This is a genomic window from Desulfogranum marinum, from assembly GCF_016918565.1.
GTDB classification, from domain to species: Bacteria; Desulfobacterota; Desulfobulbia; order Desulfobulbales; family Desulfobulbaceae; genus Desulfogranum; species Desulfogranum marinum.
In genome coordinates this window covers 14004-32889 of record NZ_JAFFQD010000046.1, presented here as the reverse complement: position 1 = coordinate 32889, position 18886 = coordinate 14004, and the positions used below count along the sequence as shown (strand labels likewise).

The following is an 18886-nucleotide window of genomic DNA, read 5'->3' as shown; positions in this document are numbered from 1 at the left end:
TTATACTATGCATGGCTGGTTCTCCTTTAATTGCAGCATCTGACTGCGTTGAGTTAGTTCTTGTCGAACATGCTATGTGTAGCATAAAACTCGGGAGGTGAACCAGCCTTCTCATTTTACCTTACCTATTCATTGCCAAAAACTTTGAACCTGACGCCGCCTGAACTGATGAGAAATCCGGGCTAAAGAGTAGAATCACAGCAACGTTGCTAGCAATTGTAGCGTTGGGTCTATTTTTTCAAGGCATTTTGCTGGATTACGGTAATGCTTTCTCAATTTTCAAAGTGCTCATCTGCCTTTCGGCTTATCGGATTTTTAAAGCTACCTGGTATTACAATAAAAAATGCCTACATGCTGCCCCCGTTGCAAATATGAGAGAAGGGGACAACCAGAGAGCGTCTACGGATAAATACCGTTTAGACTAACGGTCAAGCTCAAAAACACCAATACCCTCTTTAAATTTTACAAGATATTTCATGAAGATATCCCAAAAACAGGTCGGAGTGTTTAAAGGTATGGCTACGGCGATGCTTGTATCCTTACTTACAGTGACCCTGGGGATTATGACCGACCCATTTCATTTCCATAAACTCGAAGGGCTCGAAGGGAAATTGGAGGTTTTGGGACTGAGCATTATTCTCCCAACATTATTTTTGACTGCCTCGATAGGCCGACTAGCCAAATTTCGTTTTTTCAGCCCGGAGGACATAGATGGAAGTGGATTAACAAAGGGATCTGAAAAGGCTATAATATTGCAAAGTCTCCTGCAGAACACTCTAGAGCAACTTGTCATTGCAGTTGGCGCATATACTGCTTGGTGCTTGGTCATGCCTGCAGCCTGGTTGTCCGCCGTACCATTATGCTCCCTGGCTTTTGCTATTGGCCGTCTCAGCTTTTATACAGGATATCAAAAAGGCGCTCCATCAAGGGCTTTTGGCTTTGCATTAACTTTTTACCCAACGGCTTTACTGCTGCTATTGCTTGTATTTTATCAGATCGAAAAATTCATAACCTAAGGCGCTGTGCAAGCATGTCCATGCAACATTCAACGACAAAAAAGAGCAAAAAATGGTCGCTTCATTGATTAAACTTGTTTTGTCGAACCCCTCTGTTTCTCTTCTCTTCCTTGGGTTGATTAGCTCACTGATATCGCTCAATTTCAAGAAAAAGCCGCTAACGAAGTCCGTTATTATAGAAGACCTTGTTGCCTTTTTTTTTCTGTTCAGCATTGGGATAGGATATCTAAACAACTTCCTTATGCATGTTGTGTTCGCCGAATATACGGCAAAATTCATTGGCTGGCCCAACAGCCCTTTTCAACTGGAAGTAGGCTTTGCCAGTCTTGGCATGGGCGTGGCAGGCCTCATCGCTTTTAGGCAAAACCTAGCCTTCCGAGTAGCAACTTTTATCCCTCCCGCCTTCTTTCTGCTTGGTGCAGCAGGAGGCCATATTTACCAAATATTTCAAACACACAATATGGCTTCAGGGAACGCAGGCACTGTCCTTTGGACCGATATCCTGTTGCCAATAATCGGCTTCGCACTACTCTATGCCCAGACAAAAATTCTGCGAGGAGCTACGAATTATTAAAAAAGTAGCAAAAAAAGAAGATTACCATACGTTTTTCTATCGATTTACCAGTTGATCATTGAAAATGTGATACGTCCTTTCTTTTTCCCTTTGTTCCGCACTCGGCGAAGTCAAAGTTACAAGCTCACGTTGCCTGAAAAAACGACTTTGAAGAGAATTACCTTCAACTGGAACAGACTGATTTCAATTCGAAAAAAAATCACTCCCCCCAGTGGCGTCCTTCCATCCTGCCAAAAAGCCGGTAATGATCCCTGGGGCCTAGCACGCCCATGGAGCTCCTCCTCCCCCATACTGCTGAAGCAGCGACATCCGGATATCTGTCCCAGTAAGCCTGCGCCAACTTTTTTTCTTGAACGATATCCTCGGGCCAATCTATTTCCGTATAAATCCTGCCTTCCTGCCGACCATGATTACGATAATGATCTGCAGGACCTTTAATACCGAGTACTCCATCTTCGCCCCAGAGTTGGTTTTCCCGGACGTCGGGATAGCGTCTCCAGTAAGCTTTTGCCAACCTCCTCTCCTGTTGCAGATCCGGCGCCAGCTTATCGTACATTGCGCGCAGATATGCCTCGGTTCGGCGAGTGTCCTCATTAAAAAAAGGGGCTTGTACGGCATGGATACACCACAAAATAGCGCTGATACAACACACCAGGAAAACGACCGCCGGTTTCAACCACTTCACGGCATAGCCTCCAGCTCCAGCCAGCTGCTCCAGCCGCCCCTGTCGGCCCTGCGGACACGGACTCGCACCGGACTCACCGGGACCACCCAAGTTTGCCAATATCTTTTGCTGAGCTTGCCAAAATCTTTTTTTACTCCGCGAACCTCCAGCTCGCCGTCAACCATATTGTCTCCGCTGCCTGCCCGGTACTGCAGTATATAATCGGCATCGTCCCTGCCCTGCCATTCAAAGTAAAAACGCCCGGCAAGCTGCTTATAACCGTACGCACCGCTTCCGGGTGGAAAAACCCACTGCGGGCCGCTGCCGACAAGGTTCTGCGCAGCATCTTCTCGCACCGGCCGATTTCGGGCGGTGTGTATTTTTGCCGCAAGCGTTTTTTCGAGCTCTGCGACCTGATCCCTATATAATGCATACCCATCGTCGTTTTCTCCAGGATCTTTCCCTAAATGATAAAGTCGCCTTGCTTCTCTGCCATCCTTATGTTTTCGCCACAGCAGCTTCCAGCGCCCTTCGATCGCCCCATATTCGAAATATTTGATATTGGCCGGATCTTCCTCGCTGAATCCCCCGCCGGAAGTCATGCCGAACCATGACGCTGGGACTTGCTTTTCTAAAAAATTTCGCCCTTCGAGATATTTAGGGACGTTCACACCCAGCAGCTCAAGGAGCGTCACCATCACATCTGTATGGCTGGAATGGTCGACAACTTTGGGCCACTCCTGTTTTGTCAGCGTCTCGGGCACCCATATAAAAAAAGGCACGCGAACGATCTCTTCATGCAGGTGCCCCCCAAGGTTGGTGGAAGCATGGCCCACATTTCCCCGTTCTCCATGTTCATCCCCGTGGTCGGCGGTGACAACTAGCACACACCTGTTACGCAGCCCGCTCTTGGTATACAGCTCCCAGAACCGTGCAAACCAGTCGTCAAATTCCCTGGCATTTGCCGTATGTAATGCGTGGATGGCCTGCACATCTCCAGTTTGATAATCAATACTCCCGGCCTTGATGTGGGTCGTTGTTCGAACCGCTTCAACCCTTTGCTTGGCCTCCTTATCAGCCACTAACGCATCGAGTGCAACTTCATATCCCTTGCCCGGCCGATATGGCAGATGGGTATGGAGATAATGCTCCCAGAGAAAGAAGTACTTTTTATCCTGTGCTCTTTGGGTAAGCCAAAAAAACGGATCAGTCCCCACATCATCGATACCAAGCCCCAGGTTGCGATACAGGTCCATGGTCATAAAACCCTGCAGTCCTGCCACCTGATACCCTTTATCGGCAAGCACCTCCAAGGGCAACAGCAGCTTACCGTCAACTGACTGCCCCCTTGTATGCACACCCGCTTGAAAAGGTGTCAGCCCTGTGAGCAAAGTAATCATATTGGAGCCTGTCCAGCCACTGACAGCACGATGGACAAGGGATCGATGAGCGCTCTTTGCGGCCTGCAATAGATTGGGTGTTATCGACTCTTTCACCAGATCGTGGCGCAAACTCTCCACCGTAAGGAGAATGACGCTGATGCGGTTTTCCTTTTGGTACAGAAGGACACCTTTGACCACCAGCGTGAAAAAAAGGATGAATGCAAAACTAATGAAAAGAAAGCGATACCGCATTGATCACAACCGGGTAGCAAAAAAAAGAAAATGCCAAACAACTGACAACCAGACAACCATACCGCACGCTCCCTTGCAACTGCTGGTGATACAGTGCCCAAAAAACAAGAGCGGCGGACAACGGCAGGAACATCCAGTATGGAAGGGCAACATTTTTATATCCTGCAAGGGGGATGATAAATGCAAGGGTACTCAGGACCAACCAGGCAAGATAGAAAAGCGCTGTGCCCCATTGTTCCGTGATATGTTCGGGCAGCAGCCTCTTATTATTCCCAACAAACAGTGCCCCTCCATGCCAGATAAAGCTCCCACCAAGTGACGCGACTCCATTGACTGAAATATCTCGCAGTCCGTATGTTCGCTGTGAATGTATCCCCTGGAGCAACTCGTCGTGGACACCAAAAGCCATGCCGGCAAGCACTGAAAAAAACAACAGCGGGCCGCCATGCAGTCTCCAGGACATCGCATAACGGACCAGACAGGAAAGTGCCATGTATTCGAGCACATGAATTCTTTTCACCGGGTACCGGCCATCTGGAATGGCCAGCGCAATTATACACAGCAATACGCCTGCAACTACCCAAGGCCAACTTACCTTCCCCTCATGTGCCTGAGTCTTTAAAAAACGAGGGAGAAACACAAGTACCGACAGTACGGCAGCTATGGGAACGACTGCAATGACCGGTGTGGGAAGCAATCTGTTGAGCAGGGAAAAAACACCGTAAAGATGCACAAAAACAACCACCAATAAACAGCAGGCTGTGTAGAGAAAAATTTGCAAAGGTAAGCTGCCTTTTTCCATCAGGTTGCCACCTCCATCATGCAAAACACGAAAAAAAAGAGATGGCCCGGCAAGGGAATGAGATTTTCTTCATTTTGTCCAGCAAAGCAGAGTGTTCAACCGTTCGATGTCCTTCGGCGTAAAATATTTACTCTGTACAAAATACCTTCAAGATCGACCGGAAAACAAGAATTATTCAACCCTACAACGAGATATAGTTACCAACTCATTGTTAAAAATAGAAAAATTTCATCTTGGCAGACTATTCCCAAAAGACTTTAGCCATCTTTGTTTGTGATCCACACAACTCAATGCAAAGAACAGATTTGTTAACTAAAATTGTCGAAGTCAAATCCACTCCTCAATCCTGAACGACAATTCTAATCATTCAAGATGCCCTCTTTTTTTCACTGCTTTTTAAAGCAATCCTAACCTATCGCTAATCAAGTTCCGGTAATTGTCGCTGGGTTTACTCAAGGAAACAAAAGCACCTGAGGTCTTTTACTGTAGGAATTGAAACGATTTTGAGGAGAGGTTACATGAAAAAACGGATTTCCGCCGCTGTGTGCTTTGGTGCCATGGTGATGGCCGCCACTTCCACTTTTGCCGTTGAAACAAGTAAAGCCCAACCAGCAGAGGTGGCTTTTGAAGGCGTCACCTTTCCAGCCCTACCGCTATGGTTACCCTATTGAAGTTAGTGTAAAAAAAAATGGTTCCGCAACCCCGGGGAAACATTTTTCCATGGGCCGTGTAGCTATTGAACTTGCCTATGTGATCCCGGATAACAAAACCACCTACATCTCAGATGACGGTACTAATGTCGGTTTTTTCATGTTCGTTGCCGGAAAAACCAAAGATCTCTCTGCAGGAAACCTCTATTCCGCAAAATGGGACCAAGTCCACAACGGTTCCGGAGTTGAAGGTACGCTTCGCAGAACCGGAAAACGTAGGCAACGGAGAGGAAAAAAACGCCGGCGTTATCCAGGCTAATTCGAAACAACTGGCGCAACATCGGCGGCAAATAGATTTCTGACGGCAATCCACCTTATACTTGCCGCCAACCTGTCCGACCCACCGGGGCCACTTCTGTAGTTAACAAATGGAACTCACATTGGTGGCCAATGCCGTCGATCAAGTTCATATCAATAGCACTTCAAAAAAATCTACCGGTTTAGAATTGCAGCTGATACAATCCATCAAATAAGCGAATCCATCGAAGATGGTAAGTACAGCAGCGAGTTAAAAAGAAGGTCTTTGCCAACATGGTCGGAAGTCTTATGAAAAAGTGGTACACCAGATCGCGCTCCTTCTTGATGAAATGATTCCAAAATTGGATCAACCAAGGGGTTGATTCATTAAAAACAGGCTCCAAGCTGGTGCCTTATGATCGCAGGGGGCAAGCTATTAAAAAAAGCGGTCGCCTTGCTACTCCTCAACTTCAACCGATTCAAGTCGATTAACGATATAATTGGGAACGGTATCGGTAACGAGTTGTTACGCCACGTTGTCCACCGTTTACCTGAGATTGCTAGCCCTCTTCCTCATGGATAGCCTTTTTTTCAAATGATTTACGGCATTCTACAAAAAAACAAAACTCGAGGGAATTGAGTGGCAACCAGTGATTGTAAACTGACAATATTAGGAGGCAACGGATGGATACCGGCTTTTAACAGGCACACTTGCTGCTATGCTCTTGAGTTAGGCGATTATTTATTCATTTTTGACCTTGGTTCCGGAGCCTGCAGGCTAGGCGAGCTTTACCCGCCTGAAAAGCTCATGAGTTTCAAAGAGATACATATATTTTTATCGCATTATCATCTTGATCACATAACCGGCATCACCTACCTGCCTTTATACCTGAAAGGCTGCAGGGTAACTATTTTTGGCCCTGGAAAAAATATTTACGGTAAGAGCACAGAAGAAATCCTTTCTGCCCATCTGGAAAAACCCTATTTTGCTTTGCCCCTGGCTGACTACCCTATGGATTTAGCCTTTGTTGATATTGCATTAGGGAAAAATGAAATAGCAGGGGTTGAAATAAGCACTCTGCTCCAAAGCCACAGCGACCCGACAATTGGATACAGACTAAATGACCATCTTGCATATATAACCGACACTGCCTGTTCGCCGGATACGATTGATTTTGTTGATGGCACCAATATACTTTTGCATGAAACCTGGTTTGACAACCTTGAATACACTACACTGAGCAGCAACAACGGCAGCGTCACAGAAGATGTATCCATTGCATTACGCTCACATGCCAATATTGATTGGGTTATGCATGTGGCCAAAAAGGCACAAATAAACACCTTAGTTTTGATACATTTAAACCCTTCGTACAATGACGAAAGACTACGCGGAATGCTCGCCTATGCAAAAAGATCTTTTATGAAAACATATCTGGCACTTGACGGCACAACTATCCTCATATAAATAACCTTGTTCCAGGAGTAACGATTTTGCACTGAGCCCAACCGATTCAGCCTCTATGCTATACATAATCGGGAGCGGAACAATTCAGCGAGTAACAAATAAGCTCACCTTAACCTCGATCTGTAACTGTTCAGCAGTGCTTCAGATGGGTGCAAGCAGGCTGGATAACTATAGTAATGCTATGTTTTCCTGCCTGATCGTGCGCAGATGGAGTGCTGCTCAACAGTTACTCAGGAGCAACTATTAAAACGATAAGCATACTGGGAACAGGTTGGCTAGGTCTCCCCTTGGCGCAGCACTTTGTTTCAATGGGCCACAATGTCATTGGCTCTACCACTTCGAAACATCGACTGACGGAACTGACATCCATAGGTGTTAAGCCGTTTTTGATTGATATTGGATCGTTGCCGGATACTATTCAAGAATTCCTGCAGGCTGACGTACTGATCATCAACATACCGTCAAAGGACATAGCCGGCTTTCGCCTCCTGGCCCAAGCAATTGAAAAATCCGCACTCAAAAATATCGTCTTTGTCAGCTCCACCTCTGTTTACGACAACACCAACACAGTAATAACCGAGGCAGACGGCCTGGAATCCGAACAGAGCCCATTGGTGATAATTGAAAACCTGTTAAAAAAATGCAACACAGCCAAAACCACCATTGTCAGATTCGGAGGCTTAATCGGGTACAGCCGCAACCCTGGAAATTTTTTCCGCAAAGGGAGAAAGGTGCAACACCCTGACTCCAGGGTAAACCTCATCCATCGTGATGACTGCATCGCCATTATCACTCAAATCATTGAGCAGGAGGTATGGGGAGAAGTGTTTAATTGTTGCGCTGACACCCACCCCACAAAAAGAGAATTTTACACGCAGGCGGTCACTTCCATAGGCAATCCTGCGCCTGAATTTATTCTCACAGGCACCAGTCCATACAAAATAATCAGCAACCAGAAAGTGAAGCAGCGTTTACACTACCAATTTTTGCATCCGGATTTAATGAAAATACAATTTGAGGATGCCTTATAACCGATGTTGGAGTCTCGTCTGCCTATCTATAGCCCAAAACCCTGAAACCGACGCCGCATGAACTGGTGAGAAATTGAGGCTAGTTGGTTCGGTGCAGAGTAATGAGGCATACCTCTCCCCGGCAATTAAAACGAACAGGAATACTTGATGCTCCAACGCCGGTGCTGGTGTAGCCGATCATCTCTTCAAATCGCCATTCCCCGACCGCAGTATCGCGTGGAGCGCGACTGTTGGAAAGAATGGGACGATGATCGGCAAGGCATACCTGTCCTCCATGGGTATGACCACACAGGTACAAATCGGCTTTTTGCTGCTGTGCCTGTTTATATGCCTCAGGGGAGTGGGCCAGGAATATGGTGAAGTCCTTGTCTGGAATTTCTCTGCAGGCGTATGCGGCATCGTCTAGTCTGTAGTAGTGCGGGTCGTCTACCCCGGCTACCCATATTCTTCTCTGATCACGTTCGATCGGCCAGGCTTCATTGATCAGCATAACGACACCGGCTTCCTCCATGTCCGGTATCATCTCGATACAATCGTGATTCCCGAGCACTCCTAAAATGCCGTCCGCAGCTTTTAACTGGGCCGTCACTTTGCGCAATTCGCGAACACTTGGCGCCATGGGGCCGTAGAGCTTCATGCGTAGATCTCCTCCCAGAAGACAGAGATCAACATCGATATTTTGAACGACATCAATCAGCTTTTCCGTTAAGCCTTGCAGACCGTCCAGGTGCAGGTCTGTCAAATAGAGGATGCGGTACCCATCAAAGGCCTCAGGCAAAGTCGGAAAAGAAAAGTCCTTGTGCACTAACCGGATATCCAGCGCATTTTGCTTGCCTTTTTCATAGAGCCCGGAAATCTTGACCAACCAGGTAAGGATCACCTGGTCAGTGAGGATGCGACTGAGATTGAACCAGATCTGGTATCTTGGCAAAGGAATATGACACGCTCGCCATTCTCGAAGCCTAACAGTTGAGCGGAGGATACACGGGTAATTATCGCGCGGGGTCCTGTGGATTGTATATTTCCACCACAGTGTTGCAGGGTAAGCAGAACATGTAAAAAGAACGACAATAAGAATAAGTTGCGTCCACGAGAAAGGGAGAAACGAAGCTAAAAAAAGTACAGGAAAAAGCGACTCCAGCACATGGTCGAGCGGAAAGGTATCACCGCCAAAAGGTACGTTTAATCTGCGTTTGATAAAGCTTGATGTCAGGTCTCCAGCCATGGCAAATACCGCCGCTGCTCCCCCTTGCCACCATGACATTCCCAGGAGAAAGCAGGCTCCCATGCCGCCGAAGACACTGACTGCAATGCCGCGGATGGTTTTGTGTGGTCCAAACAGTGGTTTCTTATCCAGCCATAGAATGCCCCCATCCACAGGAAACCGCAGCTTATCTCCCAATACAAGATGAGCAAGAACCGGCAGGCAATTCACGACATAAAGAAAAAGAAGAATGCCGAACGTTGTTCCGATGGTGGTGAGTAATGAAGAATTCATACTGCTCATCCAGGCTCTCGGTTGAAAATATCAGGCTAGCTACCAGACTTGTTGTATTATAGCACAACAGCAGACAAAACAGGACGCACTCCATTTTCTTTTACAGGCCACCAACCGGGAAAAATAAAAATCTGCGCATTATTTCTTTATTCCTTTTTGTTACGTAAAAAACCGCTTAAATATAGGTATTTTTCGACCTCGCGTGGCCACAGAGGTAGCAAGAGGATCGAAAACAGCAAAATATCGGAGTATGCAACCCTTCAGTTTAAAACTACTCGCCGTTCCCGGCATCACTGCGCCTTTGTGCGCACAACATCTTTTATAAGGACCCGAAAATGAGTACATTTACCAACGTTACTCTCTCCAAAGAGGCAAACATCTACTTTGACGGCAACGTCACCAGTCGCTCATTTGTACTGGCCGACGGCACAAAAAAATCCCTCGGCATCATGCTTCCTGGAGAATATACTTTCAACACCGATGCCAAGGAAATAATGGAAATCCTTTCGGGTGAGCTTGAGATACTCCTGGCCGATGCAAAGGAGTGGAAGACAATCACCGGAGGGCAATCCTTCGAAGTACCGGCACAATCAACATTTGAGCTGAAGGTTAAAACAATTGTCGATTACTGCTGTTCCTATCTCGACTAAACCATACAAAAAACCGGGAAGCAGGCCTAAACATCCTTTTTTCCGGTCAGCAAATAAGGGCAGCACCACATTTAAGGTTACTGATCTACCAACGGTTTACTGGAAAAGTGGTGCCCTCCTTTTTCGTACATATCGTTAACTGTAAATGGAAGATCTGTGGCCGGTTGGACTACAGTTAGAAGGCAGAGATGCAAAAAGGATGAAAGCCGATGCAGAAACCAAAGGGGAAAACAATGCACCATTTGATTAGCTCTATTTCAATATTCATTGCACTTCGTTTTTTACCGGTATTCCTGCTGCCGGTTTCATGTCTGCTCTTTTTTACAGCCGGAGACCTCTATGCCAATGAGTCTGCTGTGTGGAATGCGCTTAAATCGGGCAACCACTTTGCCCTGTTACGTCATGCTATCGCTCCTGGAACCGGCGATCCTGGGCATTTTGCGCTTGGAGAATGCTCAACCCAGAGAAACCTCTCCCATGAAGGACGCAATCAAGCGAAAAAAATTGGTGATCGTTTTAGGGCAAACGGTATAGACAAGGTCCGCGTATTCTCAAGTCAGTGGTGTCGGTGCCTCGAAACGGCAAAATTGCTGTCACTGGGGCCGGTTCAGGAATTACCGGTATTAAACTCCTTTTTTCGGCACTATGAGCGCAAAAAATCACAAACGCAAGCGCTGAAAGAATGGTTAGTACAGCAAGACTTTACACAACCGCTTTTGCTGGTTACGCACCAGGTCAACATTACAGCACTGACCGACATCTACCCTGATTCAGGCGAAATTATTGTTGTTCGACAATCCAAACCCGGTGAATTCATAGTCGTTGGCAGCGTGCAGACAGAGTAAAATATACAGCGAAACGCATTGGGTGACCCGTTGCCGGTGCAAAAAAATGGACGCACCACATTTTCTTTTACCACTTTACCGGCTGCGGATAGCGAAAGATATGACGCCTTCACTCTTTTGTTCCCGATCCAAGAAGGGCTATACCGCTTCCGGCGCCGATTTACCACGTGGCTTCAATGTTTCTAGAGGATACCCTCCAACAGAGCTTCAAAGACCGAATCAGCTTGATTTCTATTACAACTCATACATTTGGTGGCCGGACTTTCAACTGCAGGTTATGATGAAATATCATTCTTTTCGCCCAACTGCTTTGTTTCATCCAAAACCTCAGAGGTAAGCGAAGTTTGCTGATTTCCGCCATGCCAAATCGGCTTTTAATCAGGTAAGATACTTTCATTTACCAAAACAACCAGCCCTCGCCTGATAAACTGAAAATGGAGAAAATAATTATGGCAAAATGTACAATATGTAATTCCCGCAAGGGAAAACGAAAATGCATGGCTGAGGACTCGTTGATCTGCAGTCTATGTTGCGGTCAATCTCGTAACCCTGAAAAATGTACGGGCTGTGTCCACTATAAAAACGTTTCCCAGAATAGAAACTACCGTAAAGTTCCCTTTTACGGAATCGAGCAAATGTCTGATTCAATCACCCTTCAGAGTATTTCCAATACCATCGAATCGATCTTGTGTAGACTTGACATCGACGCTGAAAATAAATTTACAGACAAGACAGCACTTCAGCTCTTAGAGGCAGCTTTTGATACATTGCATTTCAAAAATTCCGAGATGTCCTTTACGGATCCTGCGACCAAGATTCTATTTGAAAAAATGTCACAGATCATGGAACAGGATTTACCGGATACTCCTGAAGAGCAGTTAATAAAAGTTATGGCTGCCGTGTATAGATCAATACAAAGAAGGACTAACGGCGGGAGAGAGTATTTGACTTTTGCACAACAATATGTGGGGCCGAGAGTTGGGCCAGGCGCAAGGGTATTACAATATTAACCCATTCTAGGTTCGAGGTGGCATTGCCCGGACATCACGTCTGCCATTACCCCGCTTTAAAAATTGAAGTCACCCAAAACACCTACAAAAAAACTGTTAAACAGGTCAGCTATGTTTTTATCCATAAAATGGAATTGGTGAAATGAATCAACACGAAAAAATTAATTACGTCGAGTTTCCGGCACGAGACATTCGAGCCACGAAAGATTTTTTCACACAAGCGTTTGGCTGGTCATTTCAAGATTTCGGCCCAGAATACGCTGCATTTTCAAACCAGGGTATTGATGGCGGTTTCTTTCAATCGGAGCTGCATTCTTCGACCGGTAATGGCGCAGCTCTCATAGTGTTCTACAGTCAAGATCTAGAAGCCACTCAAGACAAGATTGAAAAAGCTAATGGCTCTATCATACAACCAATTTTTGCCTTTCCTGGTGGTAGACGTTTTCATTTTACAGAACCAAGTGGTAATGAATTTGCGGTCTGGTCGGATAAACACTGAACTATAAAGTTGGAAGGGAAAACAAAAAAGGCAACGTACAGCCTTTGAGCATTGTTTTTTTTACACTCTTCAGGGTACCCGCAGAAAATCGATAGCCTCTTCTTTCTGCTCAGTGGAGAAACATTTTATTTCAATGTTTTTGAACAGTTGGTCTTCCAGATCGATAATTTTATGCATCCATTGCTTGTCGGTAACAACGGCCATCCTGCTGAAGTTTGAAAGGCCCACATCAGCCATAAATTTTATTTTTTCTACGATAGCATCCAACTCCACCCCGCCGATACTCTCAATTTCCTGGTAGATAAAGACATTTCCAAAATTATATATCTGGTCTTTTATGCCGGTGAGTGCCGTGGTCATGTCTTCCTCGGTAATCTTACCGGCTACACGATAGGCAATGGCCTGCTCAACTCCAATATCTATAACATCCAGCATTATCCTTACCTCCAGTGCAGAAAGGGGTGCCCCCTTTTCGTTATTACCCCGATGAACCCGATGCCCATATAACTTATCGACAAGAGCACCTCATGAAGCACATTAACTCTTCTAGGCCCTGTGTCCAGTTTTTCTCTACCTTATGAGCAATGTTCCCATATCTGCGGCTCAACTCTCTATCAGCTGGAAGTAAAAATGTTTGCAGTGCCCATGCTCAGCAGAAAAGCAACAATCGCCTATCCGGGCAGTGTACCTCAGATTGTGCCGGATATTTTCTCAGTTGCTCAAAAAACCGAACGAATCATATGGTTTATTGGCTTGACCGACTTGCTTTGCACCACCACAAGCCATAGTGTTGTAAGTGTACATATAGAGTCTACTCGTTCATGGAAAAATGGAGGAAAATATGTTGCCGAAAATACAAAAAATACTCTATGCCACGGACCTCTCAGACAATGCAAAATACGCCGCTGGCTACGCTGCCCTGCTTGCTGACAAACTTGATGCGGAAATAACCGTTCTTCATGTGCTGGACGATCTATCGTGGTCCAGTAAAAACCTCATAGCCAACTACCTGAGTGAAGAACAATTAAAAGAAATACAGAGACATAAAGTAAGCAAATACAAAGAGATGATGCAGCAACGGATCAAGCAATTTTGTGAAGAAGCTGCTAACGAGACCAAAAAATGCCAATTTTTAGCAGAGCGGACTCTCATCAGGGAAGGTAACCCAGCGCAAGAAATTTTAGATGAAGCCCATGAAGGGGATTACGATATGGTTGTCATCGGTACCCACGGTCTAGGAGCACTGGCAACGGCTTTATTGGGAAATACAGCTCGGCGAGTCGTTCGAAGATGCCTTAAACCTGTTACGGTGATACGTTTGCCGGAATAATGAACCGGCTTCTTTAGGTTTTGTACAACAGCATTAATCCGTACAAAGCCTGCCTCATCCATTAGGCAATACGGTACGGCCAAGTACATTGATTGCGGCAAGATGTCGCTAATTCAACAGAGAAGAGATGCTGGTCATCAACACTCTTTTGCTATCTTCTCCATTATTTCCTTGATTCGCATCAAAGGCAAACATTTTTTCAAGCAAGCAATGGCTCCTGCAGCCATTGTTTGATCAAGTGTTGCCCCAAAACCGTGTCCCGTAACAAGTTAGACATTACGTCTTCCACAGAAAGCGGATTTACGTCCACTGCCGGTCTATTCTTGTACACGTTTTTTCACTGCAGAGAAAAGAAATCCCTTTGCCGGCAGACATTAGCAAAAAACATCTTATAGTTTGGTAGGTTAAAAGATAAAAAGATGACCATCCAGGAGGAGGCTACGATGACTGCAGTGTCGCTATTTGACCAGGTACATGTTGGCAATCTGACCTTAAAAAACAGAATAGCCATGGCCCCCATGACCCGTGGCAGGGCTGGAGATACACGAATTCCCAATCAACTGATGGCACAATATTATCATCAGCGCTCATCTGCAGGGTTGCTGATCACAGAAGCAACGGTTGTTTCTGCCCAGGGCAATGGGTGGATTGGTTCGCCCGGAATCTATACTGATGAAATGACTGATGGCTGGCGCAAAGTCACCCAGCTGGTCAATCCGACTGGTAGTCATTTATTTTTGCAAATGTGGCATTGCGGGAGAGTCTCCCACAGCGATTTTCATAATGGTGCGTTACCGGTTTCTGCATCTGCGGTGAAGTTGCAAGGAGATCACATCCACACGCCTTTGGGTAAAAAAGACTATGAAACGCCTCGACCGCTCACTGTTGAAGAAATACAAGCAACCGTAGGTGATTACCGCGCAGCGGCCTTACGTGCGAAAGAAGCCGGCTTTTCCGGGGTTGAGGTCCACAGTGCAAACGGTTATCTGCTCAATCAATTCCTCGATTCCAAGACAAACAAACGTACTGATCAATATGGCGGTAGCCTGGAAAATAAGTGCCGCCTGCTGCTGGAAGTCCTTGCCGCTATTTTTGATGTCTGGCCTGCAAACAGGGTTGGGGTGCGGCTTTCTCCAAATGGCGTGTTCAATGATATGGGAAGCGATGATTTCCGGGAAACCTACCTCTACCTGATCAAAAAACTCAATATTCTCGGCCTGGCATATGTTCATATTATGGACGGATTGGCTTTTGGTTTCCACGAACTGGGGGAGCCAATGCGCCTGGAGGAGTTCAGAGAACATTATCAAGGTATTATTATCGGCAATTGCGGGTATTCGCAAGCAGATGCCGCACAACGCCTGGCAGCTGGAAATCTCGACATTGCCGCTTTTGGCCGACCGTATATCAGCAATCCGGATTTGGTGGAACGTTTTCAGAACGGCTGGCCACTGGCGCCATATGACGATATGTCGCTGTGGTATACACCAGGCCCGGAAGGATATACGGATTATCGCCCCTATTCAAAATAGTATCAAGAGATGGAGGAGCTGGTAAAAACGAATCAGGGGAGAGAAAGCAGCGACAAAATGAGGGGAAAAACCATAACGAAACATGAGCTGCAGTTCGTGAATGAACAACAGGTTATTCTATTTAATCAGGAAAGAAAATGATCAAATCCGGTGCTGCGTGAGTTGGAGAGACTGAAGACCACCGAGACACCCTCAAACCAAAAGGAAACGAGATGAGAATAGGAATGATTGGGCTGGGACGCATGGGCATGAATATGGTTCGTCGACTGATGCAGCATGACATTGAAGTGGTGGCGTATAACCGTAGTGCAGACAAGGTGGACCAAATAAAACAAGAAGGCGCCATTGCCGCCTATACGTTACAAGAGATCAAAGACCAGCTTGAACCACCTCGAACGGTCTGGTCTATGCTTCCGGCTGGTCCTGCCACCGACGCCGTCATGAATCAACTCAAGGAATTACTCGATGCCGGAGATACCGTGATCGAAGGCGGCAACTCCCATTACAAGGATGACATCGTCAACTCCAAAGAAATGGCTGACAACGGCATCAAGTACCTTGACGCCGGCGTGTCCGGCGGTATTTGGGGGTTAAAAGTTGGCTATTGTACCATGGTTGGCGGTCCCAAAGACGAATTTAAACGGTTGGAACCAATCTTTAAGGCCCTTGCTCCGGAAAATGGCTACATGCACTGCGGCCCAGCCGGGGCTGGTCACTTTGTCAAAATGGTCCATAACGGCATCGAATATGGCCTGATGCAGGCGTACGCCGAAGGATTTGCGCTTATTGAAGACTCCCCTTTCGGCGAAAATATCGATTTTGGTGAACTTTCCGACCTGTGGAATCAAGGCAGTGTCATTCGCTCATGGTTGCTGGAGTTGGCAGCGGATGCCTTTAAAAAATCAGAGCGCCTGGAAGACCTGGAAGGCTATGTAGACGACTCCGGCGAAGGCCGTTGGACAGTGCTCCAATCAGTGGAGACAGCAACGCCGACACCTGTATTGACCATGGCCCTTATGGAACGTTTTTCGTCTCGTCGCCCCAATGATTTTCGCAACCGAGTACTGGCGGCATTGCGACGCGAGTTCGGCGGTCACGCGGTCAAGAAAGCAGAGGATAAGTAAATGGCCGATACAATGTTGTCTGACATCTGCCAATACAACGTGCCTGAAGATCCTTGTGCTGTAGTTGTTTTCGGGGCAACCGGCGATTTAGCAGCACGTAAGATTTTACCATCATTGTATGATTTACTTCTCGCAAAACGCCTTCCCACTCCCAGCATGGTTATAGGCGTAGCTCGCACCAAACTTACCAATGAGGAGTTTCGGGCTCGCATCAAAACGGTTTTCATAGAAACCGGTGTCGATATGACCTGTTGGGACGATTTCTGCTCCCGCCTTTTCTACCGAAATGTAGACTATGGCGATATCGGCACTTTCACCAACCTTGCGATTTTTTTACAGGAAAAAGAGTCGGAAATCGGAACACAAGGCAATCGAATTTTCCATCTTTCGGTCCCACCTGTGGCATATGAATCCATCGCCAAATCTCTTGCCCAGGTTGGCCTTGCCGAGGAACAGAAGAACTGGGTGCGACTCATAGTGGAAAAGCCGTTCGGCTATGATTTGCAAAGCTCCCGCAAACTGGCGGATGCCCTTTCTCAGGGTTTTCAAGAAAACCAGATATACCGCATCGACCATTATCTCGCTAAAGAGACCGTACAAAACATGCTCATGTTCCGGTTTGCCAATGCTATTTTCGAGCCGCTGTGGAATCGCCGCTATATCGAATCGGTGCATATTACCTCTGCCGAGTCCCTCGGCGTTGAACATCGGGCTGACTTCTACGACCATACAGGCGTGCTGCGTGATATGTTCCAAAACCACATGATGCAACTCCTTTCTTTGGTGGCCATGGAACCGCCGTCCATTTATGATGCGTACCGAATTCGTGATGAAAAGGCGAAAATATTTCGCTGCCTGCGCCCCTTTCCCATGGATGACCTGGACAATCACCTGATACTCGGTCAGTACTCGGCAGGGATGGTTGGAAATAAGGCTGTCCCCTCTTATGTCGAAGAACCCAATGTAGCTCCTGATTCCACCACTCCCACTTTTGCGGCGATGAAAGTGTTTATCGATAACTGGCGCTGGCAGGGCGTCCCATTCTACATTACGTCCGGCAAGCGAATGGCCGCTAAACGTACAGATATTCAGGTGAAATTCAAAGAAGTACCCCACTCAATGTACAGAAACATTCTTGGCAATCATATCACAGCCAACACGCTGATCTTTTCCATCCATCCAAAAGAAGAGGTGCGGCTCACCTTTCAGGCCAAAGAACCAGGCCCGGCAATGTGCCTGCGCAGCGTGACCATGGATTTCGACTACGCCCAAGGCAGCGTTATCCGTGTCAGCGCCTACGAGAAAGTACTGCTTGATGTACTCATGGGCGACCACACACTCTTCTGGCGTCAGGACGGCGTAGACCTGTGCTGGGAGTTCCTGACACCGGTGCTCCAGGAATGCGATTGCCCGGATGATGAGGAACGGCTTCATCTTTACAAAGCCGGGACCGATGGTCCAAAGCAAGTTCGTGGCTGGATGGGAAAGTAGGGAGACATCGATGGCTGAGTTTCACGTATTTAAAAACCCTGAAGAGTTGAGTCAGGCCGCAGCCCGCTTATTTATCGACTGCGCCCGCGAGGCCATAGACTTACGCGGACGTTTTATTGTTGCCCTGTCAGGTGGTTCTACACCCAAGCGCCTCTTTCAGATACTGAGCGAAGATCGTCACCGTCAAGCTATGCCGTGGGATAGAACGATCATCTTCTGGGGTGATGAGAGGGCAGTGGCTCCTAGTCATGAGTGGTCCAACTACAAGCTAGCCCAGGATCACCTTCTTGCTCATGTGCCTGTGCATGAAAAGAATATTTTCCGTATTCAAGGTGAACGTGGCGCCAAAATCGCCGCCGAAGACATGCTTCAGAATATGCTGAGCATCTTTGACGATCAGGGGGTCCCGAGATTCGATCTAGCCTTGCAAGGAATGGGTACGGATGGGCACACGGCTTCGCTCTTCCCCGGCACAAATGCACTGGCAAGCACCGATTGGGTAGTTCCGGTAATCGACCCGCCAGCCAACCCAAAAGTTGACCGTGTGACGATTACCCTCCCCGTGCTCAATGCTGCCCGTTTATCACTCTTCCTCGTGGCTGGGCAGGGTAAACGGCACATTATTTCCGAAATCAGAAACGATCCTACAGCACCCACCCGTTACCCTGCCGCATCCGTTACGGCTGAAAAAACCGTCTGGTATGTAAGCGAGGACGCTTTTAATTCAACATCAGCCCGGATTGCTCATTAATTGAGTTTAAAATCAAAAAG

The 18886-nt window shown here is 46.9% G+C and carries 20 protein-coding genes and 1 pseudogene; 16 read left to right on the top strand and 5 right to left on the bottom strand.

What is annotated here, in order from left to right:
- Positions 1 to 476 precede the first annotated feature (476 nt).
- Together JWH17_RS19665 and JWH17_RS19660 are read left to right on the top strand one after the other, a co-directional pair.
- Positions 477 to 1016, top strand: a complete 540-nt coding sequence (locus tag JWH17_RS19665) for an MAPEG family protein (RefSeq protein ID WP_205224394.1) — start codon at positions 477 to 479, stop codon at positions 1014 to 1016.
- Between the two features lie 52 nt (positions 1017 to 1068).
- Complete coding sequence (locus JWH17_RS19660) at positions 1069 to 1590, top strand: DUF6790 family protein (RefSeq protein ID WP_205224393.1); 522 nt, start codon at positions 1069 to 1071, stop codon at positions 1588 to 1590.
- A gap of 199 nt (positions 1591 to 1789) precedes the next feature.
- Here JWH17_RS19660 and JWH17_RS19655 read toward each other — a convergent pair whose 3' ends face one another.
- From JWH17_RS19655 to JWH17_RS19645, 3 genes are read right to left on the bottom strand one after another with little or no spacing between them, the layout of a single operon-like run.
- The gene (locus tag JWH17_RS19655; RefSeq protein WP_205224392.1) at positions 1790 to 2275 is read right to left on the bottom strand and encodes a hypothetical protein; all 486 of its coding nucleotides are present in this window, start codon (positions 2273 to 2275) and stop codon (positions 1790 to 1792) included.
- Positions 2272 to 3888 (bottom strand): sulfatase-like hydrolase/transferase, encoded by a 1617-nt coding sequence (locus tag JWH17_RS19650; RefSeq protein WP_205224391.1) that lies wholly within the window; start codon positions 3886 to 3888, stop codon positions 2272 to 2274. The genes JWH17_RS19655 and JWH17_RS19650 overlap by 4 nt, the downstream gene beginning before the upstream one ends.
- Positions 3863 to 4690 carry a VanZ family protein gene (locus tag JWH17_RS19645; RefSeq protein WP_205224390.1) on the bottom strand — a complete coding sequence of 276 codons (828 nt, stop codon included), beginning with the start codon at positions 4688 to 4690 and terminating at the stop codon, positions 3863 to 3865. The genes JWH17_RS19650 and JWH17_RS19645 overlap by 26 nt, the downstream gene beginning before the upstream one ends.
- A 518-nt stretch (positions 4691 to 5208) precedes the next feature.
- On the opposite strand from JWH17_RS19645, the gene JWH17_RS19640 reads away from it, so the two are divergent.
- The 5 genes from JWH17_RS19640 (at position 5209) to JWH17_RS19620 (ending at position 8136) form a co-directional block, all read left to right on the top strand.
- Complete coding sequence (locus JWH17_RS19640) at positions 5209 to 5361, top strand: hypothetical protein (RefSeq protein WP_205224389.1); 153 nt, start codon at positions 5209 to 5211, stop codon at positions 5359 to 5361.
- Positions 5362 to 5410: 49 nt separating this feature from the next.
- On the top strand, positions 5411 to 5659 hold the full coding sequence (locus JWH17_RS19635; RefSeq protein ID WP_232371211.1) for a hypothetical protein: 249 nt from the start codon (positions 5411 to 5413) through the stop codon (positions 5657 to 5659).
- Between the two features lie 393 nt (positions 5660 to 6052).
- Entirely contained in the window at positions 6053 to 6220 is a 168-nt protein-coding gene (locus JWH17_RS24710) for a diguanylate cyclase domain-containing protein (protein ID WP_205224387.1), read from the top strand.
- A 57-nt stretch (positions 6221 to 6277) separates the two neighbouring features.
- Complete coding sequence (locus tag JWH17_RS19625) at positions 6278 to 7105, top strand: MBL fold metallo-hydrolase (RefSeq protein WP_205224383.1); 828 nt, start codon at positions 6278 to 6280, stop codon at positions 7103 to 7105.
- Between the two features lie 212 nt (positions 7106 to 7317).
- Positions 7318 to 8136, top strand: coding sequence for an NAD(P)H-binding protein (locus JWH17_RS19620; protein WP_205224382.1), 819 nt, complete (start codon positions 7318 to 7320; stop codon positions 8134 to 8136).
- A 79-nt stretch (positions 8137 to 8215) separates the two neighbouring features.
- Here JWH17_RS19620 and JWH17_RS19615 read toward each other — a convergent pair whose 3' ends face one another.
- Positions 8216 to 9634 (bottom strand): CDP-archaeol synthase, encoded by a 1419-nt coding sequence (locus JWH17_RS19615; protein ID WP_205224380.1) that lies wholly within the window; start codon positions 9632 to 9634, stop codon positions 8216 to 8218.
- Positions 9635 to 9969: 335 nt separating this feature from the next.
- On the opposite strand from JWH17_RS19615, the gene ppnP reads away from it, so the two are divergent.
- From ppnP to JWH17_RS19595, 4 genes are all read left to right on the top strand, one after another.
- A complete protein-coding gene (gene ppnP, locus JWH17_RS19610) occupies positions 9970 to 10284 on the top strand; it encodes a pyrimidine/purine nucleoside phosphorylase (protein WP_205224378.1) in 315 nt (104 codons plus the stop codon).
- Positions 10285 to 10493: 209 nt separating this feature from the next.
- Entirely contained in the window at positions 10494 to 11129 is a 636-nt protein-coding gene (locus JWH17_RS19605; protein WP_205224376.1) for a histidine phosphatase family protein, read from the top strand.
- A 635-nt stretch (positions 11130 to 11764) separates the two neighbouring features.
- Positions 11765 to 12139 carry a hypothetical protein gene (locus JWH17_RS19600; RefSeq protein WP_205224375.1) on the top strand — a complete coding sequence of 125 codons (375 nt, stop codon included), beginning with the start codon at positions 11765 to 11767 and terminating at the stop codon, positions 12137 to 12139.
- Positions 12140 to 12281: 142 nt separating this feature from the next.
- A complete protein-coding gene (locus JWH17_RS19595) occupies positions 12282 to 12638 on the top strand; it encodes a VOC family protein (RefSeq protein WP_205224374.1) in 357 nt (118 codons plus the stop codon).
- Between the two features lie 69 nt (positions 12639 to 12707).
- On the opposite strand, the gene JWH17_RS19590 is transcribed toward JWH17_RS19595, so the two are convergent.
- Positions 12708 to 13073, bottom strand: a complete 366-nt coding sequence (locus JWH17_RS19590; RefSeq protein ID WP_205224373.1) for a SpoIIAA family protein — start codon at positions 13071 to 13073, stop codon at positions 12708 to 12710.
- A gap of 406 nt (positions 13074 to 13479) precedes the next feature.
- On the opposite strand from JWH17_RS19590, the gene JWH17_RS19585 reads away from it, so the two are divergent.
- The 5 genes and pseudogenes from JWH17_RS19585 (at position 13480) to pgl (ending at position 18866) form a co-directional block, all read left to right on the top strand.
- A complete protein-coding gene (locus JWH17_RS19585; RefSeq protein WP_205224371.1) occupies positions 13480 to 13968 on the top strand; it encodes a universal stress protein in 489 nt (162 codons plus the stop codon).
- 443 nt (positions 13969 to 14411) lie between these two features.
- Positions 14412 to 15500 carry an alkene reductase gene (locus JWH17_RS19580; protein ID WP_205224370.1) on the top strand — a complete coding sequence of 363 codons (1089 nt, stop codon included), beginning with the start codon at positions 14412 to 14414 and terminating at the stop codon, positions 15498 to 15500.
- 194 nt (positions 15501 to 15694) lie between these two features.
- A pseudogene (gene gnd, locus JWH17_RS19575) lies at positions 15695 to 16624 on the top strand (phosphogluconate dehydrogenase (NAD(+)-dependent, decarboxylating)); the annotation flags it as partial.
- Complete coding sequence (gene zwf / locus JWH17_RS19570; protein WP_205224368.1) at positions 16625 to 18115, top strand: glucose-6-phosphate dehydrogenase; 1491 nt, start codon at positions 16625 to 16627, stop codon at positions 18113 to 18115.
- Between the two features lie 10 nt (positions 18116 to 18125).
- Positions 18126 to 18866, top strand: coding sequence for a 6-phosphogluconolactonase (gene pgl, locus JWH17_RS19565; protein ID WP_205224366.1), 741 nt, complete (start codon positions 18126 to 18128; stop codon positions 18864 to 18866).
- The last annotated feature ends 20 nt before the right edge of the window (positions 18867 to 18886 follow it).